At 36.6% G+C, this 19710-nt stretch carries 18 protein-coding genes and 3 pseudogenes; 7 read left to right on the top strand and 14 right to left on the bottom strand.

Annotation, left to right across the window (positions count from 1 at the left end):
* Together CVP04_RS08210 and CVP04_RS08205 are read left to right on the top strand one after the other, a co-directional pair.
* The coding region (locus CVP04_RS08210; RefSeq protein WP_207761629.1) for a YadA-like family protein at nt 1-3084 on the top strand (3084 nt) is incomplete at its 5' end.
* Nucleotides 3085-3137: 53 nt separating this feature from the next.
* Nucleotides 3138-3989: an OmpA family protein gene (locus CVP04_RS08205; protein ID WP_100297031.1), complete on the top strand. Its 852-nt coding sequence runs from the start codon at nt 3138-3140 to the stop codon at nt 3987-3989.
* 171 nt (nt 3990-4160) lie between these two features.
* On the opposite strand, the pseudogene CVP04_RS08200 reads toward CVP04_RS08205, so the two are convergent.
* Together CVP04_RS08200 and CVP04_RS08195 are read right to left on the bottom strand one after the other, a co-directional pair.
* Nucleotides 4161-4496: pseudogene (locus tag CVP04_RS08200) on the bottom strand (integrase core domain-containing protein); the annotation flags it as partial.
* 137 nt (nt 4497-4633) lie between these two features.
* Nucleotides 4634-5674 (bottom strand): replication initiation protein, encoded by a 1041-nt coding sequence (locus tag CVP04_RS08195; RefSeq protein ID WP_100297030.1) that lies wholly within the window; start codon nt 5672-5674, stop codon nt 4634-4636.
* Between the two features lie 1218 nt (nt 5675-6892).
* Here CVP04_RS08195 and CVP04_RS08190 point away from each other — a divergent pair.
* Nucleotides 6893-7771, top strand: coding sequence for a phage integrase N-terminal domain-containing protein (locus CVP04_RS08190; protein WP_100297029.1), 879 nt, complete (start codon nt 6893-6895; stop codon nt 7769-7771).
* A 280-nt stretch (nt 7772-8051) separates the two neighbouring features.
* Here CVP04_RS08190 and CVP04_RS12495 read toward each other — a convergent pair whose 3' ends face one another.
* From CVP04_RS12495 to parA, 4 genes are all read right to left on the bottom strand, one after another.
* Nucleotides 8052-8171, bottom strand: coding sequence for an IS1/IS1595 family N-terminal zinc-binding domain-containing protein (locus tag CVP04_RS12495; RefSeq protein WP_423738303.1), 120 nt, complete (start codon nt 8169-8171; stop codon nt 8052-8054).
* A gap of 103 nt (nt 8172-8274) precedes the next feature.
* Nucleotides 8275-9084 (bottom strand): Fic family protein, encoded by an 810-nt coding sequence (locus CVP04_RS08180; RefSeq protein WP_100297028.1) that lies wholly within the window; start codon nt 9082-9084, stop codon nt 8275-8277.
* A gap of 54 nt (nt 9085-9138) precedes the next feature.
* Entirely contained in the window at nt 9139-9372 is a 234-nt protein-coding gene (locus tag CVP04_RS08175; RefSeq protein ID WP_100297027.1) for a hypothetical protein, read from the bottom strand.
* The gene (gene parA / locus CVP04_RS08170) at nt 9365-10009 is read right to left on the bottom strand and encodes a ParA family partition ATPase (RefSeq protein ID WP_100297026.1); all 645 of its coding nucleotides are present in this window, start codon (nt 10007-10009) and stop codon (nt 9365-9367) included. The genes CVP04_RS08175 and parA overlap by 8 nt, the downstream gene beginning before the upstream one ends.
* Nucleotides 10010-10434: 425 nt before the next feature.
* Between parA and CVP04_RS12375 the strand changes: the two genes are divergently transcribed.
* Together CVP04_RS12375 and CVP04_RS08160 are read left to right on the top strand one after the other, a co-directional pair.
* On the top strand, nt 10435-10608 hold the full coding sequence (locus CVP04_RS12375) for a zinc ribbon domain-containing protein (RefSeq protein ID WP_341476051.1): 174 nt from the start codon (nt 10435-10437) through the stop codon (nt 10606-10608).
* Between the two features lie 165 nt (nt 10609-10773).
* Nucleotides 10774-11352 (top strand): recombinase family protein, encoded by a 579-nt coding sequence (locus CVP04_RS08160; protein ID WP_100297025.1) that lies wholly within the window; start codon nt 10774-10776, stop codon nt 11350-11352.
* A 184-nt stretch (nt 11353-11536) separates the two neighbouring features.
* On the opposite strand, the gene CVP04_RS08155 is transcribed toward CVP04_RS08160, so the two are convergent.
* From CVP04_RS08155 to CVP04_RS08120, 6 genes are all read right to left on the bottom strand, one after another.
* Nucleotides 11537-12577 carry an IS481 family transposase gene (locus CVP04_RS08155; protein WP_100297024.1) on the bottom strand — a complete coding sequence of 347 codons (1041 nt, stop codon included), beginning with the start codon at nt 12575-12577 and terminating at the stop codon, nt 11537-11539.
* Between the two features lie 112 nt (nt 12578-12689).
* Complete coding sequence (locus CVP04_RS08145; protein WP_100297023.1) at nt 12690-12995, bottom strand: YbhB/YbcL family Raf kinase inhibitor-like protein; 306 nt, start codon at nt 12993-12995, stop codon at nt 12690-12692.
* 1259 nt (nt 12996-14254) lie between these two features.
* On the bottom strand, nt 14255-14521 hold the full coding sequence (locus tag CVP04_RS08135; protein ID WP_100297021.1) for a DUF4298 domain-containing protein: 267 nt from the start codon (nt 14519-14521) through the stop codon (nt 14255-14257).
* Nucleotides 14522-14537: 16 nt separating this feature from the next.
* A complete protein-coding gene (locus tag CVP04_RS08130) occupies nt 14538-14822 on the bottom strand; it encodes a hypothetical protein (protein ID WP_133118481.1) in 285 nt (94 codons plus the stop codon).
* 8 nt (nt 14823-14830) lie between these two features.
* Nucleotides 14831-15178: an MliC family protein gene (locus tag CVP04_RS08125; RefSeq protein WP_100297019.1), complete on the bottom strand. Its 348-nt coding sequence runs from the start codon at nt 15176-15178 to the stop codon at nt 14831-14833.
* 144 nt (nt 15179-15322) lie between these two features.
* A complete protein-coding gene (locus CVP04_RS08120; RefSeq protein ID WP_100297018.1) occupies nt 15323-15700 on the bottom strand; it encodes a hypothetical protein in 378 nt (125 codons plus the stop codon).
* 231 nt (nt 15701-15931) lie between these two features.
* Here CVP04_RS08120 and CVP04_RS08115 point away from each other — a divergent pair.
* Nucleotides 15932-16087 (top strand): annotated as a pseudogene (locus CVP04_RS08115) (transposase); the annotation flags it as partial.
* A 58-nt stretch (nt 16088-16145) separates the two neighbouring features.
* Here the strand turns inward: CVP04_RS08115 and CVP04_RS08110 are convergent.
* Complete coding sequence (locus CVP04_RS08110) at nt 16146-16403, bottom strand: DUF5339 domain-containing protein (protein ID WP_243385196.1); 258 nt, start codon at nt 16401-16403, stop codon at nt 16146-16148.
* Between the two features lie 222 nt (nt 16404-16625).
* Nucleotides 16626-16709, bottom strand: a pseudogene (locus CVP04_RS12490) (AbrB/MazE/SpoVT family DNA-binding domain-containing protein); the annotation flags it as partial.
* A 226-nt stretch (nt 16710-16935) separates the two neighbouring features.
* Here CVP04_RS12490 and CVP04_RS08100 point away from each other — a divergent pair.
* A partial coding sequence (locus CVP04_RS08100; protein WP_207761628.1) for an ESPR-type extended signal peptide-containing protein occupies nt 16936-19710 on the top strand: 2775 nt, incomplete at its 3' end.

The raw sequence follows: 19710 nt of genomic DNA, 5'->3' as shown, positions 1-19710 counted from the left end.
AGTGTAACTTCTTCTACTGATGCAACAACCGGTAAAACAACTTACACTGTCAATGCAAACGGTACAACAGCTTCAGCAGGCTCTTCTGCAGTAACAGTGACTGCCGGTACGCCAGATAACAATAATGTAACGGACTATGTAGTAGATTTATCGGATGATACAAAACAAACCTTAAATCAAGTTGCAACTAATACAAACAATATTGCAAATAACACAACCAACATTCAAAACAATGCAGATAATATTGCAAAAGGTTTAAATATTGGTGCGGACGAAGGTGCGGACGATAATGTTCAGTTAGGTGAAACGATTAAGTATGTAGGCGATAGCAATATCACTACAGCAGTAACGGATAACCAAATTCAAATGAAATTAAATAAAGATTTGAATGTGAACAGCGTAACTGCCAATACCTTTACCGCAGGTGATACTGTAGTTAATACTAATGGTTTAACTATCAATAATGGTCCAAGCATTACCAATTCAGGCATTGATGCAGGTGGTTTAAAAATTACTAATGTTGCTGAAGGTACAGATCCAACAGATGCTGTAAATGTTAGCCAATTAGAGTCTGTTGTTAAAGCAGCAGCAACTGCTGTAGAAGCCGGCACAAACGTTGCGAGTGTAACTTCTTCTACTGATGCAACAACCGGTAAAACAACTTACACTGTCAATGCAAACGGTACAACAGCTTCAGCAGGTTCTTCTGCAGTAACAGTGACTGCCGGTACGCCAGATAGCAATAATGTAACGGACTATGTAGTAGATTTATCGGATGATACAAAACAAACCTTAAATCAAGTTACAACTAATACAAACAATATCAGTAAATTACAAGCTGGATTTAACATTGATGCAGATAACCGTCGTAAAGGTACGAATGACGTTGATAATGTGAAAGCCGGTGAAACCGTTAAATTTACTAGCACAGACAAAAATATCGTCACCACAATTGATGGCAAGAATAATGTTGACTTCAATCTAGCAGATAATCTGACTATCGGTGGCAAAGATGGTAAAGATGGTGCTGTGGGCGTTAAAGGTGCAGATGGTAAAGATGGTGTGACTGTTAAATCAGATGCAATCGTATTCCATGGTATCGATGGCGTGAAAGGTAAAGACGGTGTTGACGGTAAAGATGCAAGCATGACTTTTGAAAAAGGAACTAAAGGCTTGGACGGCAATGACGGTCTTGATGGTGAAAGCAAAACTCGTATCGTCTATGAAAAACCAAATGGTGATAAAGAAGAGGTGGCAACCTTAAACGATGGGCTAGTATTCGTTGGTAACGATGGTAAAACAGTAACTCGTAAACTAAATCAAACACTAAGTTTACTTGGCGGTTTAGATGCAAAAACTGTGTTGGATAAAAATCTTGTATCTTCTAGCAATCTAGGTGTTCGCTATAAAGACGACGGTAGCTTAGAGCTAGTAATGAAAGAGCGCCCTGAGTTTTCCGGTGTGGTTGTGAACGGTAAAGATGGTCAAGATGCGGCTATTACTTTCGCAAAAGATGGTAAAGACGGCATGTCTATCGTAGGTACTCGTGGTACCGATGGTAAAGATGGCTTAACTATCAAAGGTGCCGATGGTAAAGATGGCGTGACATTTACTGATGATGGCCGTATTACCAATGTTACTGCAGGTAAAGATGGTAAAGATGCGGTGAATGTAGATCAATTAAAAGTAGTGGAAGAAACTGCGAACAAAGGCTGGAATATCACTACAAATGGTCAAAATTCATCTAATGTGAAACCAGGCGATACCGTTGATTTTGCTAATAAAGACGGCAATATCAAAATCAGTAATGATGGCAATAAAGTAACCGTTGACCTGAACAAAGATATCGATCTTGGTAAAGATGGTTCCGTGACTATTGGTGATACTAAAGTAAATAATGATGGTGTTACCATTAAAGATGGTCCAAGTATGACGAAAGAGGGTATCGATGCGGGTAATAAAGTCATTACTAATGTTGCTCCGGGTAAAGATGGCACCGATGCAGTTAACGTAGATCAGTTGAAAGAAGCAAAAACAGAAGTAGTTAATGCTGCAACTTGGAAAGTGAACACTCAAGGTCAAACTGAAGCAGGTAAAACCGCTGAAGCAGTATCCAACCAAACGGTAACCGTAAATCATGGCTTAAATACAAAAGTTTCAGAAGTGAAAAAAGATGATTCTGGTAATTACAGCTATGAAATTGATGTAACCGGTCTTCCAATGGAATATGTGGATGCGAGTGGTAATACATTAGTGAACGTAGGTGGCAAATTCTATACTCAAAAAGAAGGTGCAAATGGTGAAATTACCTTAACGCCAGCAACACCGGCTAAAGTGCGTATCACCAGTGAGACACCAATGCAATTAACGAATGTGGCTGACGGTAAAATTGCAGAAGATAGTACTGATGCAATCAATGGTAGCCAGTTAAACCAAGTTATCAACGACGGCTTAACTTTTGCAGGTGATAATGGTGAATTTAAAACTCCGTTAGGTCAGAAAGTAACCGTTTCAGGAGGTGTAACAGATTCGGCTAAACTGACAAATAATAATATCGGTGTCGTAGCAGAAAATGGCAAACTGAATGTTAAATTGGCGAAATCATTAACCGGTTTAACCAGTGCTGAATTTACTGATACAACCAAAGGCACAACAACAACTGTTAATGGCGATGGATTAACTATCAGTGCGAAAGACAAAAAAGATGTTAGCTTAACGTCTAATGGCTTGAATAATGGTGGAAATCGCATTACTAATGTTGGTGAAGGTAAAGATGGAACTGATGCCGTAAATGTGAATCAGCTACGTCGTACGGCTAATAATTTAGCAAACTACACTAATAAAGTGGATAAAAATGCTCGTGCGGGTATCGCAGGTGCGGTGGCGACTGCAAGCTTACCGCAAGCATATATGCCGGGTAAATCTTTAGTCGCGTTAGGTACTGGTACTTATCGTGGTGAAAGTAGTCTTGCTTTAGGTGCGTCAACCATTTCTGATAACGGTAAATGGATCATTAAAGGTAATGCAAGTGCAGATTCACGTGGTAACTTGAGTGCAGGCGCTGCAATTGGGTACCAATGGTAATCACTCATTTAGGTGGCAGTAATGCCACCTAGTTTGATCATAAGGAAAAACAAATGAAATCAACTCAATTTTTAAAAACCGGCTTATCTGTATTTGCGTTAAGTGTATTAACGGCATGTGCAACGAAAAGCGATGTCAAATCAGATGGAACCACTGATGGGCCGATCTTTCCGGAACCGTATTCACTAACATTTAATAACAAACGTGGTACTTTCCCAACTACTGATGAATTAGCTCAGGTTAAAGCTGGTGTAACTAAGGATGAACTATATAAATTATTAGGTCGTCCGCACTATGATGAAGGTCTATTTAACGTGCGCGAATGGGATTATTTATTCCACTTCCATACACCAGGTGTTCCTGTAGATCCGGATAATACTGCAGGCGTTCCTGATGTAACAACTTGTCAATTTAAAGTTATTTATGACAACGACAAATTTGCACGTGGCTTCTTCTGGAAGCCGGTATTCCCGAAAGATGCGATTTGCCCACCGGGACATAAATTAGGACCGAATACTCAGCGTTTTACTATCAGTGCCGATGCATTATTCAAATTTGATAAGAGTGGAGCCAACGATATTAACGCTGAAGGTAAAGCTAAGTTAGATGAATTTGCATCTAAAGTACGTAAATTTGATCAATTAAGATCTATTCGTATCGAAGGTCACACCGATTTATTAGGTAATGCCGCATATAACCAACGCTTATCAGAAAAACGTGCTGAAACAGTACGTCGCTATTTAGTAAGCAAAGGTGTTCCTGCCGGTGTAATGAGTATTGTTGGTTATGGAGAATCTCGCCAAATTAAACGATGTTCACCAAATTTACAAAGAGCAGAATTAATTCAATGCTTACAACCTAACCGTCGTGTAGAACTTGAAGTTGACGGTTCTGGTAAATTGTAATATTGGGCTTAAAGGACAAAATCAATGCTCAAAATGCGGTTAAAGCCTGATGCTATAAGGTTTTAACTGGTGCAATGGAAAAAATAGTTGCTAATAATTATTTTTCAAGATTATTAGCTGTAGAAGATCAAACCTAATCTGACAGTCTCCCATTTAGAAACTAGGTGTCTGTCAGATTAATTTGAGCCTAAATTCTTTTCTGCCCAAATCAACTAATGTATCCATTGGCGTTCGTCCACAGCACATTTTACCTTGATGGGTTCGATGAAGATAATAATACACTAACCATTCATCTAAATCTGCTTGAAGTTGCGTTAAATCCGTATAAATATGCTTTCTAAATGCAACTTGATAGAATTCCTGTAAAATCGTCTTATGAACACGCTCGCAGATACCATTTGTCTGCGGGTGTTTGACCTTTGTTTTGGTATGCTCAATATCATTAATTGCAAGGTAAAGCTCGTAGTCGTGGTTCTCCACCTTACCACAGTATTCGCTGCCTCTATCCCCCTGAATATGCCATCATAGAGAACGCCTTCGCAAAACTCTGTTAGAGAGGCAAGAATAGCATTTAAGCTGCTAATTACAATTGTCTTATATCCCGCCCTGAAGGGCTGATTTTTACGACACGGGCTGATAAAAACCTATATTTTGGTTACATTTAATGCATTTTTATCAACAAGATCGGTCTGTTTAGAAGCAATCTTCACCAACTCACACTCAACAATCTTGTAACCACGTTTTTTCAATTCTTCAATGAAATCTGACCGCTTACCGAGTGTAGAGCGAAAACTTTGACTGCAACTCAAAAACACCCAAAAATTACGCAAGTCTTCCGTTGTTACGTCCGAAATATCTTGGTAAAACTCATTAAGAATAGCTAGGCAATCTTTGGCATAATTTCCGTATTCTGCGGGACTATTACGCGGATTTTGACGATCTAAGGTAACGTACTTACCATATTTATTTTTATGTGGAAATGCGGGGCGTTTCGCAGTTTCATCGGAAATTTTAACCACTTGTTTTTTTCTACCAATTACGAAATTCAAAGCGTGAATAGCACGCCCACGTTTGATCTGTTCGACTTCAATCAATAGATCAGATTTTTCGTTAATTTCAATGATTGCAGGGTCTAATACTCTCGCTTTAAAATTATTCCAACGTGAATAATTTTCTTCAACTTGTAACCATTTTTTCAAGTCTTCAACCGTAATTTCACGATTACCAATACTGCAATATTGCGTAATCAACTCATAAATTCGGATAACGTGAACACTGTTGAAATAGGCGATGTGACGTAATTGATATTGTGTAAATTGCCCTTTTAACTGGGTCAAATATGGCATCACTTCGTTTGTCATTACAATCCGAAAACGTCCCTCTTTCTTGAAGTAGGTTCGAGATGAAACCCAACGAAATTCAGTTACTCTCTCATTGTCTTCCGTTTTAACACTACGTTCATAAATTCGTTTGACTGCAGTCTGAATTTGCTTATAGGCGTTATCAAAGCTGATTTCAGGGAATTCACGCACAAAATCAGCAACTGTAAAATCAAAAACCTGTTGGTTTGATTTTGGATCCATTGTGCCAATGGTTAAAGCCAATATGCGGACTTCATCAATACTAAGGCGATAGCTTGCTTCAATAAGACTATTCGCTTTCACAACAACTAAATCTTTTTCCATAAAACTATAAATTTCCTGAATTAAACAACAAAAGCAAAAGCAAAAGCATTATAGATCATATTAAAGCTACAATAATTACCAATCAAGTAGTTTATAACAGGAAATTTGTAGTCTTATAACAGGAAATTTGTAGTCTTATAACAGGAAATTTGTAGTCTTATAACAGGAAATTTGTAGTTTTATAGTAATGTAACCATTTGATTTTATTATTAAAAAAAACCGCTAAAACAAGAAAAAAACTAAAATATAAAAATATAGAGCCTATCGGCTCTTTTTAGAGCTTTCAGCTCTATTTTGTTTATTTTTTGAGCTTCTTTATGTAAATCCGCTAAAAATTTGGCATTTGTTGGCAAAACTTTAGCGGATTAATCAAACTAAGTGCGGTAGTAGAACAGAAAAATCCTGTCATTCAACTAAATTTTATTTAGGGGAATGACAGGATTTTATTAATTTAGTAAATATAAAGATATTTTAACAATATATTGAATGATAATGTGAAAAACGCTTTATTTATAAACGTAAATGACATATAATTTAAAACGCAAAAAGCGTGAAAATCCCTACGCTTTGACTCTGGGAGAAAGTTGCAGAAACCGTGAAACGGCAACTCCCTAGCTTGTTCTAGGTAGGTTTCAGTCCCTTTTAGCCTGACTTCGGCTAACCAAATATTGAAGTTGCCCTTTAAGGCGTGCAGTTCCGCCCATCAAAATGAACGTAGACACAGTAACAACCTGAAATGTGTCGTCACCCTTGGTGATTGGTTGTCGTGTAAGTATGGCACCTTACAAAGAGCCTTTTTAGACTGTGGACACGTTTGAATTAAGCTAATTCTGGCGACAGTCTGACTGAAATTAATTTCTAGTCAAATCGTCCTCCCGCTAGGGTTGTATTCTCCCTGCGGCGGTACAACCCTTAATTTTGTTCAAAATTAGGAGTTTTTTATGAATACGACTTAACTCAGCTTGCACCTGACTAATCTGCACAAGATATGATACGCCCTGTCTTGTTTTCTTAAATTGATAATATTTTGCTAAAAATTACGGATTTCGGTTTTTCTAAGGTTCCCCATAATGAACACGAGCAGAGGTATAGGGCTTTAAGTATCTGAAATCGCCCAACAGAAATCTTTTTAGCTCTTAAATATTTTCGATTTAATCAAACACTCACGCTCTGTTTGATTTGAATATTAACACTTACCAAATTTTCGGAGGTTCGTTAATGCGTAATCTCGTCTATTCCGTTAAAAAGATCCTGAATCACAACCGAGACGGGAGTTTTGGTACGCAAGCTGAACGGGAAAAAGTCTTAAAAATGGCAATGGAAGAGCTTTCTCGTTCTCAATTCAAAATCCACGACTGTACACAACTCAAAGGCAAACACATCAGATTTTTAGTTGAAAACTGGAAAAATAAGGGGCTTTCAGCTGGCACGTTAAAAAATCGCTTAAGCTATCTTCGGTGGATTGCTGAGAAAATAGGTAATCCTCGTATCGTAGAGCGTTCTAATTCGAGCTATAACATCGATAACCGTAAATATGTAGATAACTATAGCAATAAAGCTAAAAACCTCTCTGAGAGCGATTTAGAGCTGTTTAATAGCGAATTTTTAAAACTATCTCTCCGTTTACAACAAAATTTTGGTTTAAGACGGGAGGAATCGATGAAATTTCAGCCTAAATTTGCTGACCGGGAATCAAAAATCGTGCTTAAGGCATCGTGGTGCAAAGGCGGACGTATCCGGGAAATTCCAATTAGAACTCAATCACAGCGAGAGTTGCTGAATGAAATCCACGCATTTTGCAAGCGGAATAACGCTAAATCACTCATTCCCAAAGACCGAAGTTATATTCAACAACTAAAATCTTATGAATACTATACCGCTAAACTTGGTATTAATAAAAACCACGGTTTAAGGCATCAATACGCCCAAAACCTCTATAAAGAACTTACGGGATGGGATTGTCCTAAGTGTGGTGGAATACGCTCTAGAAAACTCTCTGAAAGCGAAAAACAAGTGGATTTAGCGGCCAGGCTGCAAATTAGCCAAGAGCTTGGGCACAATCGGGAAGAAATTACGGCGGTGTATCTCGGTCGTTAATTACTTAGAAAAAGGGTGCTGATGTCAAAATCTATGCTCTTTTCTTTTTTTTGTATTATCCTTCTAATTTAAACGCCTTAAACATGATTTCTCTTGCAGATATCCATTAGCACTAAAACACCAAATTTTCGACCAAAGAAAGCGGTGTCCATAATGATATTTAAATATGTTGAAATAGGCTGTTTTAATGCTGCTTTAGGGACTTTATCAATATATCTTTGAATAGTTCTGACGAATATTTATATTTAACAGCGAGTTCTTTATAGGTTTGTTTTCCTTGCTAATAATCAAACCAAATATCGGTAGGATTTAATTTATTTTGGAAGGTGAATGTTTTATTACAATGATTACATTTATAGCGTTGAATATTATTTTGAATACCATGTTTCTTAATATTCACATTTGAGCAGAAAGGACAGTTTTTTTGTTCATTTTCAAAAAAAAGTGGGTTAAAGCCTTATAGTATAAGGCTTTAACCCACTTTTTAGCAACCATTTTGTCTACTATACCTGATTTTCAAGTTTTTTCCTTGAACAACTAGCAAGTTGATAAGCAATTTGCGGATAATCTTTTTGCCAATCAGGATAAACTACTTGCAATTCACGTTCTAAAGAACGTTGTACAGACTCAGTCAAAAGGTGGGTAATTGGTTTATAGTTTCCCTCATCAGCTTGCTCTAACGCATTGTAATAATCTTCCCTTTCTGTCGGTTCGATAATAGCAATAGAATAACCTGCATTCATTAGTTCTACATTCATTATTAATCGACCAGTGCGACCGTTACCATCAACAAAAGGATGAATACGTACAAAATCAGCGTGTAATTCAGCAATGCGTTCTAAATCAGGTTTTCCTACTTCTTTATCCTTTGTATTTTTTTCTAGTAATCTATCCATCTCATTTTGTACTAAATAAGGTTGAGGTGGGACGTGTTTAGCCCCCTGAATCATTACAGGAACAGAGCGATATTTACCTGAATAAATTTCATCTTTTGTGGATTTCAACAGTAGTGCATTAAACTCTTTGATATGCCGTTCAGATAATGGCTCTTTATCTTTGACAAGATCTAATAAATAATAAATTGCCTCTTGATGATTAATAACATCTAAATGATCTTTAAAGGTTTTCCCTTTAGCTGTTATCCCATTTTCAAGTAATACACGTGTTTCAACTAATGTTAATTGGTTGCCTTCAATCGCATTAGAAGCTTGATTATATCGAATCATAAAATCATTTTGTAATGACTTGCTTGTAATAGGATCCAAGGGTCTTCGAGTGTCAAGTATTTTTTTTAATTGCTCCACAGAATTCATAATATTTACCTTGTGAAAAACACCCATAACAAAGCGTATTTATGCTTTTATGTATTATAACAAGTTTTTACTTGTTAAGTCTGCTCTAACCAAATCATTCAGATATTGCTTAAACGTCATATCATTCATTAAAGCAAATTGTTTAGCGGCTTTATACAAATCTACACTAAGAAAAATTGTTGTACGTTGTTCATTTCCGACTAGCTCTGTTTTAAGCTCAGGCATTACAGGCTTTTCAAGTGATCCTAACGATAAACCAGTGCCTTTAGTTAATTTAGCTTTACTCATTATGTACTACTCCTAACATTAATAAAATTTCATTCGTAATTTGTGTAATTTCTTCTTTTGCTTCTTTAGACTGTCCCTCAAAAATAGTTCCGCCTTGGCTTAATACCTCAGCATAACTTACTCTTAATCCTGTACCACTATTTAATAATGGAATTTCAAAATTTTCTTGAATAAATTGTACTACGTCCTTTGTTAAGTTTGTCTGTTTATTCATCTGACTTAATACTAAACCAGCTTTCAAACGTTTATCTATTTGCATTCGCGTTTGCACTAATTCAATCGAATCTTTACACGCCCAAATATCAAATTGAGAGGGTTTGAGTGGAATTAAGATAAAATCAGATAACCGAATAGAATCAGCCATACTTTTTTCAATCCTTGGAGCTCCATCAATCACTACAAAATCTGCTAATTTTTCGAGTTGTCTAATTTCCTTCTCTGAAATACCTTTATCGCACCCATAAACAGGAAAAAATTCATCTGAAGCCAGAGCATTCCATTCTCTAGCAGAGGCTTGCGGATCAGTATCAACTAATGCCACATTATAGCCTTTAAGTTGTAAACAGCGAGCAATATTAATCGAAATAGTGCTTTTACCACTACCACCTTTTTGACTTAACACAGATATAACTTTCATCGTTCACCTCATAAAAACATATTTATGTTTATTTATCTCATATAATATCACACATAAAAAAATAAAGTAATAAATATTTATAAAAATAAAAGCATTTTTATGTTTTTATTATACAATACTAAGCATCCGAACTGACACTCTTATTCAATAAGGCTTTAAATGATATATACTCATTATAGGATAAACGGTAACTTACTAGCTCTCCCTGTCAGAGAGTACTTAAAGCGGATAATTAACCCTAAACTCTCATTTTTTTATAATGATTTGTCAGATCAGGTCTAATCTTCTACAATGATTTTAGGCGAAATCAAAAACATCACGGTAAGCAAAAAGTGCGGTCAATTTTTTGTAAGTATTAAAACCTAATTTGAGCAAAAAAAATCCCACAGCACAAAGGGTCAGAAATAGGTATTGATAGACGGCAGTTGGATTATAAATCTGCTTGGTTAGGTGTCTACTTGGTTGCAGTCAATTCAAAAAATACCAGTCGTACTTGCCCTTGTTGTGGTCATCTTGTTAAAGAAAACCATCAAACACAGGAAAATTTTGAATGTGTAGAATGTGGATATACTGAAAATGCTGATGTTGTGGGGCAATGAATTTAAGGGCGGGACACGCCCAGTTCGCTTGTGAAGTGAATCTCATTAGAGGTTAGCTGCAAGAACCCACCGAAGTGAGCTAAATCTTCGGATTTAGACACAGTAGGAATCCCCTGGCTTTAGGCAGGGGAGGAGGTCAACAAAGATTGGGATAAACTATAATTTATGGCTAAAATCGGTTATGCCCGAGTAAGTACACAAGGGCAAGATTTAACTGAGCAGCTAAATGCATTAAATGCATTCGGTTGCGAAAAAATATTTACAGGTAAACACTCAGGAAAAGCAGAGAATAATCAGCAACAACTTGAAGAACTGCTCGATTACATAAGAGAGGGCGATCAAGTGGTTGTAACCAAATTTGATAGATTAGGGCGAAGTCTTAGTCAATGTTTACAGGTGTTTGATAAGCTAATATCAAAAAATATAGGATTTATCGCCTTACATCAAAATATAGATACAACGAAAAAGAATGACCCTATAGCAATGGCAACAATTCACGTATTAGGCTTATGTGCTGAGTTAGAGCGTAATTTTATCGTAGAACGAACTCAAAGTGGAAAGGCGGCAAAAATTGCTGCCGGTGATATGAATGCAATAGGCGGTCGTCCTAAAAAATTATCAGAAAAGAGTATAAAAAGTTTATTAAAAGACTTAAAAAAAGGTTTATCGCTTACGGAAGCTGCTAAAAAATATGAAGTTTCGAGATCTACAATAAGCCGTTATAAGAAGATGATGAAAGTGTAATGGTCTAACTTTCTGCAACAAATCAAAGACAGTTTGATAAACTCTCTTTAAGTCGAGCAGGAAAATGTACGGATATCGCTCTCCGATGACTTTTGAATTAGAGCAAAGTCTCTTAGTTACTTAATTTGTAGAAGATCAAACCTAATCTGACAGTCTCCCATTTAAAACCTAGGTGTCTGTCAGATTAATTTGAGCCTAAATTCTTTTCTGCCCAAATGTGCTTTCTATCAAGTAATGTGTCCATTGGGGTTCTCCCGCAACACATTTTGCCTTGATGGGTTCGATGAAGATAATAATACACTAACCATTCATCTAAATCTGCTTGAAGTTGCGTTAAATCCGTATAAATATGCTTTCTAAATGCAACTTGATAGAATTCCTGTAAAATCGTCTTATGAACACGCTCGCAGATACCATTTGTCTGCGGGTGTTTGACCTTTGTTTTAGTATGCTCAATATCATTAATCGCAAGATAAAGTTCATAGTCGTGATTTTCCACTTTACCGCAGTACTCACTGCCTCTATCCGTTAAGATACGCAGCATTGGTAAGCCTTGAGATTCAAAGAACGGTAAGACTTTATCATTGAGCATATCTGCGCTCGCAATTGCCGTTTTCATGGTATAGAGTTTCGCAAACGCTACTTTGCTGTAAGTGTCCACAAAAGTTTGTTGGTAAATCCGTCCAACCCCTTTGAGATTACCCACATAGAACGTGTCTTGTGAGCCTAAATATCCGGGATGTGCCGTTTCAATTTCACCGCCGGCTATATCATCTTCTTTCTTGCGTTCAAGCGCTTGAACCTGATTTTCACTCAAGATAATGCCTTTCTCTGCGACCTCTTTTTCTAATGCATTTAAACGCTGTTTAAAGTTGGCTAAATTGTGTCGTAACCAAATAGAACGTACACCGCCTGCTGAAACAAAAATACCTTGTTTACGTAGTTCATTGCTGACCCGAACTTGCCCATAAGCGGGAAAATCCAAGGCAAATTTAACTACTGCCTGCTCAATTTTTTCATCTACACGATTTTTGATATTCGGTACTCGGCGATTTTGGTTCAGTAAAGCTTCAACACCACCATTTTCAACGGCTTGTTGATAACGGTAGAATGTGTCTCGGCTCATTCCCATAACCTTACAGGCTTGAGAAATATTGCCTAATTCTTCTGCTAAATTTAATAAACCGGTCTTGTGTTTAATGAGAGGATTGTTAGAATAAAACATGAGAGTTTCCTTTTTTGTTTAGATTGAATTTTGACACTCATATTCTAAACGGGAAACTCTCATTTTTTATAATGATTTGTCAGATCAGGTCTGATCTTCTACAGTTAAAGCGCTATTTACAGCAAGAAAATTCCTTTGGAATATTGATAATTACCCAATGCATCCAACCTAAACCTGTTGGCGCATCTTTATCAAAAACCGTTAATACATAGTTTTTTGTTCCTTTTGGCGGATTCTTCCAAGAAATAGCGGGCGATAAATTCTCTCCATCACAACCAAATCCATAGTTTGCACTTAATAAATGCTTTTGATGAAATGTTCCATTATCAAGATTTTCAACATTGAGTGTGAAATCTTTCGCTTGTACTGAGGCTATCGCTGCCATTGTAACGACAAGAGGTAAAAAAACATTCTTCATCTTAACTCCTTATTTTCCTTTAAAATTCTTTAACTCCATTTAGTCTAGCAAATTATTTATAGATAAAATGTGCTATACAGCTCATTTTATCGGCATTATGGAGCAAATACCCAAAGATTTAGACCGCTAAATGAAATAAAATCCTTGCCTGTGGATCATACTCACGAGGATTTTTATTGATGGTAGTTCGAGTTTTAGTCCTCTAAACTTGAAAATATATAAGGTATGGCATAAAATGAATAAAGGTCGTGAGCAGGTTGCTATCCTACCCACTTCCTAGCCGTTAGGCTAATTTATTGAAGACTGTAATCAGCAAATTGAGTATAGCGAGTACCTTAAAGCTGATTACTCCTACTAGCAAAATCACTAGTATTATCAGAGTAATAACTTCTGATGTTTTCACATAAATCACCTCCTTAGCACTATAAGGCTAAGCGACTAGGCTCACACTATGTCGGTAGTGCGAGCCGCCGCCATAGTGCAATAGTGATTATACCATAAACCGCCTAATTAGGCGGTTTTGTTTTTTATTTAAAGACTCATTCCTCTATTTATTCTTGGTTGAATAGATTGTGGTTTAATTGAATCTTCAGGCGCTATTTGAACCTGCTTAAATGTTGATTGAGCTTGTCTACACTGCTCTGAAAGTCGGTTAATGGATCTTATACGCCATAGAGCAAGATTGATAGCAATACCTACTAATAACATAACCATAGTGCTATATCCTCTTCACTGTATCAAAACTTAAGACTTATGGGCTATTGGTTTAACCTATATCAAAACTTATAAAAATGGATTATAGGCTAGTATCAAAATTATTTTTGTATCTTTTAATGCTTTTATGGTAATAAAAAAACCTTGCTATCTAGCAAGGGTCTTCCATTGAGCTATGTATTTATTAACGTGGGCATAGCGATATAATTAATAAGAATATTCAGCTTCGAGATAAGAAAGAATTTCTTAATAGGTGTAATGGACAAAATAGTTGCTGATCTGCCCATTAGGATTGTTGTGTAATTGCGAAACTGTCGGAAATGTAAAAACTGTGGTAGTATTCATCGATGTCCATCTATTAATTATAAAAAGTGCGGTTAAAATTTTTTATATTTTAACCGCACTATAATGCCGTTGATTTGATAATTGAACAATTTGTCCTGTAATTTTTGTGGAGTTATAGCGTATTTTTCCGCATTTTTCTATCTTTGCAATTTTTGTGGCGGAAATCACCACTTTGCATTTTATCAAGCACAAAACTAATATTAAAGCAAAGATTTCAATCTATCAAATTCGCTTAATACATTCCAAATAGCATCTTCTGAGAGTACGCTATAATTACCCTTTGTATCAATATTAAATTCCTCTGAACGCTCGTACAAATCTAGCCATTCAGAACTTTGATAGAACTCATCTAATTGTTGGACCAACTGTTCCGCCTCAGTCAATAGACTGGGATCTTTTCTAAGCAATGGCAGTATTTTAAGTAATTTCTCATAACTATCCTGCATACATTGAATCTTTAGTTGCATACTTTCCCCACCGGAATTAATGGGTACAGCTGAACCCAGAACTAATGACGTTATTTTGTTTATCTAAGCAAACTTCATAATAACCAATATAACCTTGTTTACCATAAGATAATTTTTTTCCTTTATCTTGTGGGAAAACATTATCAGGATTACCAAGTAGTGCGATTACTTTCTTTTCTGATATACCTCGCTTAATATCTGTTCTGGGTGATATCCCTGTTTGTTGTTTGACTTCAGGTGTAATATCACTCGTACAAGCAAAAAGCATAATGGCTGAGAGTACGATTAATGTTTTTTTCACCTTTCTATCTACTCGCTTATACAATTAGCAAGGATAGATTTGTTGTCTGCAAATAATTCGGCAGATTTTCCTTTTGTAACTAGTTCATAGGTATAATCTGGGTGAAGTGATTTGTAAACTGCTCCTGAGGCTGATTTGACATTCTCCATTGGTATCATTTCACCTACTTGATTGATAATAGCGTATGAACCTCTATTCGTATTAACGTAAACTACGTCTAATATTGCATTATTTTCACAAGCATAAACAATTTTTGTTAATTCATCATGTGAATAGTTTTTTTGCGTTGCTTGAGAAATTAAAGGTACTAACGATATTGTAATTAAACCAAACATAGAAAATTTATTTAGTTTCATATTAAACTCCTGTTTTATCGTGTTTTTTGTATTCAGAGACTGAAGCTGTTAGCCTGTTAGCCGTAAGGAGATAGTATGAGCCTACTGCAAGTACAGGGGAGTTTATCGGGTATTGTCGGACAATATAGATATCCCTACTGTATTTTAACAATCGCCCATATTTCGTTCTTTGATGTAGTTATCTAGTGTTTTTTCGTTCAATTCAATGTACTTTATCTTTGCTTCTTGGGCAAAATTTGTAGAAAATAGTATTTTATTATTTTCAATATGCTTTTGCAATGTTACACCGAGATTGCGGTATTCACAGGTTGCTACAATCACATAGGGTGAACAATCTTGCCTTAAATATATTTCTACTTTACCCCGTCTTTTCTTTTCTACCGCTGAAATGTGATATTGCATTTCGGCTACATACTCTTTATCGAAGAAAAAAACAGAATACATTTTATTATTTTTCACAAAAAAAGGTGGTTTATTTCCACTCTCTTGAGTTCGCCTAATCACATTAAATTGATGAAGCATATACATTCCTTAAATATTTATCAACCAGTGCCGCAAAACCAACCGCTTTATGACCTCGACATCCTCCCCCCGCCTAAAGCCAGGGGAATCCTACTGTGTCTGGAGCAATGTTCTAACTCACTTCGGTGGGTTATTGTTGCTGACGGCTAGTGCCGTTCACTTTACAAGCGAGCTAGGCGTGTCCCGCCATTAATACATTTATAGCTCCAACAACATCAGCATTATCAAGGCGTTTCAAACCGTATGATAAGAAAAAATAACCCTAGTATCAGAAAGAAATTATGGGGAAACTCACTATGGTCTCTGTCGTACTTTGTGGGAAGTTGCGGTGGCGCACCGAACTCTATCATTCACCAATACATCGAGCAACAAAAAACACCTGATTAGTTACATCCGCCTTATATCACCGTCGTTTAGGGCGTGATATAAGGCGGTTACTGGGAAATTATTTACCCATTGCAGCTTGTACTTGTTTTAGTGCATCAAGACCTTGTTGGCACATTATATCTTGCTGAGCTACCGGCAATGCGGCAATTTGTGTTTTACTAGCATCATATTGTGGTTTCATTGCCTCTGCTTGAGGGCTAGATTTTACAAATGAATCAATTTGATCAAAATAGCTTTTGCAAGTTGCTGATAGATCGCCGGCTTGAGCAGAGAAAGCAAACATAGTTGTAATAATAGTAAGAGCTAATTTTTTCATAATTTTTTCCTTCTAGAAAAATTTGATATTGGTTATTTGAACTACAGGTACATTTATTTTACATCTTCTATAAAGTAAATAAAACCCTTACAGTTGCGGAAAAACACCAGCAGATACATTACTTGATGGGAGGCAAGAAAATAATTTAGACTTAAATTAATCTGACAGGCACAAAGTATCTAAATGGGAGACGGTCAGATTAGGTTTGATCTTCTACAATTTTAAATTCATATAACTAATAAAATCCTTTGGTAAACAGATAGCTTTACTATTACTCCATTGTTTTACTTGTAATCTCATATTCATATTTTCATATAGCGGACAAAACTCTTATCTTTCGATAAGCCAAAATTCAGCGTCTCCTAATATTAATTAATCTATAAATGAAAATGTATTATTTAATGATACATTCAAAGCATGTAACCTAAATTGGGCAATTTTATTATTTCTATTAAATAAAACTATCTTTTGGTAGAATAACGAGCCATTTTTAATTAATGGCTTTCATCAATTGATTATAAGGTTTTTATTTATGAATAAAATTTACAGAGTTATTTGGAATATCACTACCCGATCATGGGTTGCTGTTTCTAAATTATTAAAGTCACATACTAAAGCTAAATCGAGTGTAGTAAGTAAGATAGCACAATCTACAGCTATAGTAACTATAGGTTTTACAACATCTTTTCAAACACAGGCTGCTTCACTGGTTGTAAGTCCTAATCAAACAGGTGTTGCTTATAGCTTCAATGATGGAACTAACGCTGCTCAAGCAAATAGTTTTTATGGTATTGCTATTGGAGCTGCAACAGCAGACGGAGAGTATGCTTATGCATTAGGTTCACATACAACTGCTAAAACTACAGGAACTGACAGCGCTGCATTAGCTTTAGGGAAACAAGCTAGTGCTTTAGCTAATAATTCAATGGCTATAGGTATTGTTGCCACTGCAAGCGGTAATAATTCAACATCAGTTGGTACGCAAGCTGAGTCTACTGCCTTTGGTTCTACCGCTATTGGTTATATAACTAGTGCTAAAGGAAATAATTCTGTTGCTATAGGAGCAGATGGTACAGTATCTAACGGTTTAGGTTCAACCGCATTAGGATATAAAACAGGTGCTACAGGTCAAGAAGCTACAGCTATAGGTGGTCGTGCTGGCGCGGATGGTGATCAAGCTACAGCTATTGGTGCACAATCTGGTGCAAGTGGAAACTCAGCATTAGCTATTGGATCAAACGCAAAATCAACTGCTAATTATGCGACAGCAATCGGTGTTGAAAGTAAAGCTAGTGCTGAATCAGCAATAGCCATTGGTGATAGAGCTAATGCTAGTTCAGCTAATGCAACTGCGTTGGGGGTTGGGGCCAATTCTTCAAATACAAATTCTATTGCTCTAGGTTATATATCTAAAGCTTCAGGTGTTGGAGCTGTAGCTTTAGGTCCAGGAGCTCATTCAGCAAATAATTATGCTGTTGCATTAGGTCGGAATTCAGTTGCGAATCTAGATAATTCGGTAGCTTTAGGTTCTGAAGCTGCAGTTAGAAATGCATCAAATGCTACTACAGCAACAATTACAGCTAATGATAATAGCACGGTAATTTATACTAATTTTGCTGGTGTATTACCAACAACTTCAAATACTCGTGTTATATCTGTAGGGGATATAGGTAAAGAACGTCAGATCCAAAATTTAGCCGCGGGGGAGATATCTTTGACTTCAACTGATGCGATTAATGGTTCACAACTTTATTCTGTAGCTCAAAATATTGCTCCAAGCTACTTGCATGTAAATAATGGCTATAACACTACAGGTAACTCAACTACAAACAAAGGCTTATACCATGAGGCCGGAGGAGCAGGTAATATAGGCGATATCGCTATTGGTATGAGAGCCCAAACAACTAAATATACTGGAAATGAATACAATTTTGTTCACGCTATAGCTATTGGTGATAATGCAAAGACTGGTGCTTCTGGTATAGCTTCTGTTGCAATAGGTGATACTGCAACAACAAATGGATTAAATGCTATTGCTCTAGGTTCGAATACACAAGCATCTAACAATGTCAGTGTTGCCATAGGTAGTTATGCTAAAGGTAGTGGTTCAGGTGCAATTGCAATAGGTGATACGAGTAATGCAAGTGGTAATATATCCATTGCTCTAGGTGGATATTCTCAAGCAACAGCAAGTCGTGCCACTGCTATCGGTCAAGATGCTTATGCTACTGCTTCAAATGCAACTGCGCTTGGTACATATGCTAAGGCCTCATTAGCAGGTTCTGTTGCATTAGGGTTACGTTCCGAAACTACTGCTGCAACACAAACGAATAGTGCAACTGTAAATGGTATAACTTATACAGGGTTTGCTGGTAATAATCCTGGTAGTGGACATGTAGTTTCTGTAGGTGGCGGGACTAATGTTCCTCATCGTCAAATTCAAAATGTTTCAGCTGGCCGTATTTCAGGAACATCAACCGATGCGATCAATGGTTCACAACTTTATTTGACCCAAGAAGTGATTGGTAACGTAGCTAACAGCTTATCAACCATTATCGGTGGTAATGCCGTAGTTAATCCTAATGGTTCGGTAACAACTACTAATATCGGTGATACGGGTAAAGATACTGTACATGATGCAATTAAAGCAGCAAAAACTGAAGTTTCAGCCGGCACAAACGTTGCGAGTGTAACTTCTTCTACTGATGCAACAACCGGTAAAACAACTTATACCGTTAATGCAAACGGTACAACAGCTTCAGCAGGCTCTTCTGCAGTAACAGTGACTGCCGGTACGCCAGATAACAATAATGTAACGGACTATGTAGTAGATTTATCGGATGATACAAAACAAACCTTAAATCAAGTTACAACTAATACAAACAATATTGCAAATAACACAACCAACATTCAAAACAATGCAGATAATATTGCAAAAGGTTTAAATATTGGTGCGGATGAAGGTTCGGACGATAATGTTCAGTTAGGTGAAACGATTAAGTATGTAGGCGATAGCAATATCACTACAGCAGTGACGGATAACCAAATTCAAATGAAATTAAATAAAGATTTGAATGTGAACAGCGTAACTGCCAATACCTTTACCGCAGGTGATACTGTAGTTAATACTAATGGTTTAACTATCAATAATGGTCCAAGCATTACCAATTCAGGCATTGATGCAGGTGGTTTAAAAATTACTAATGTTGCTGAAGGTACAGATCCAACAGATGCTGTAAATGTTAGCCAATTAGAGTCTGTTGTTAAAGCAGCAGCAACTGCTGTAGAAGCCGGCACAAACGTTGCG

It is taken from the genome of Caviibacterium pharyngocola, from assembly GCF_002795405.1.
GTDB lineage: Bacteria > Pseudomonadota > Gammaproteobacteria > Enterobacterales > Pasteurellaceae > Caviibacterium > Caviibacterium pharyngocola.
This window is presented reverse-complemented; position numbering and strand designations above follow the sequence as displayed.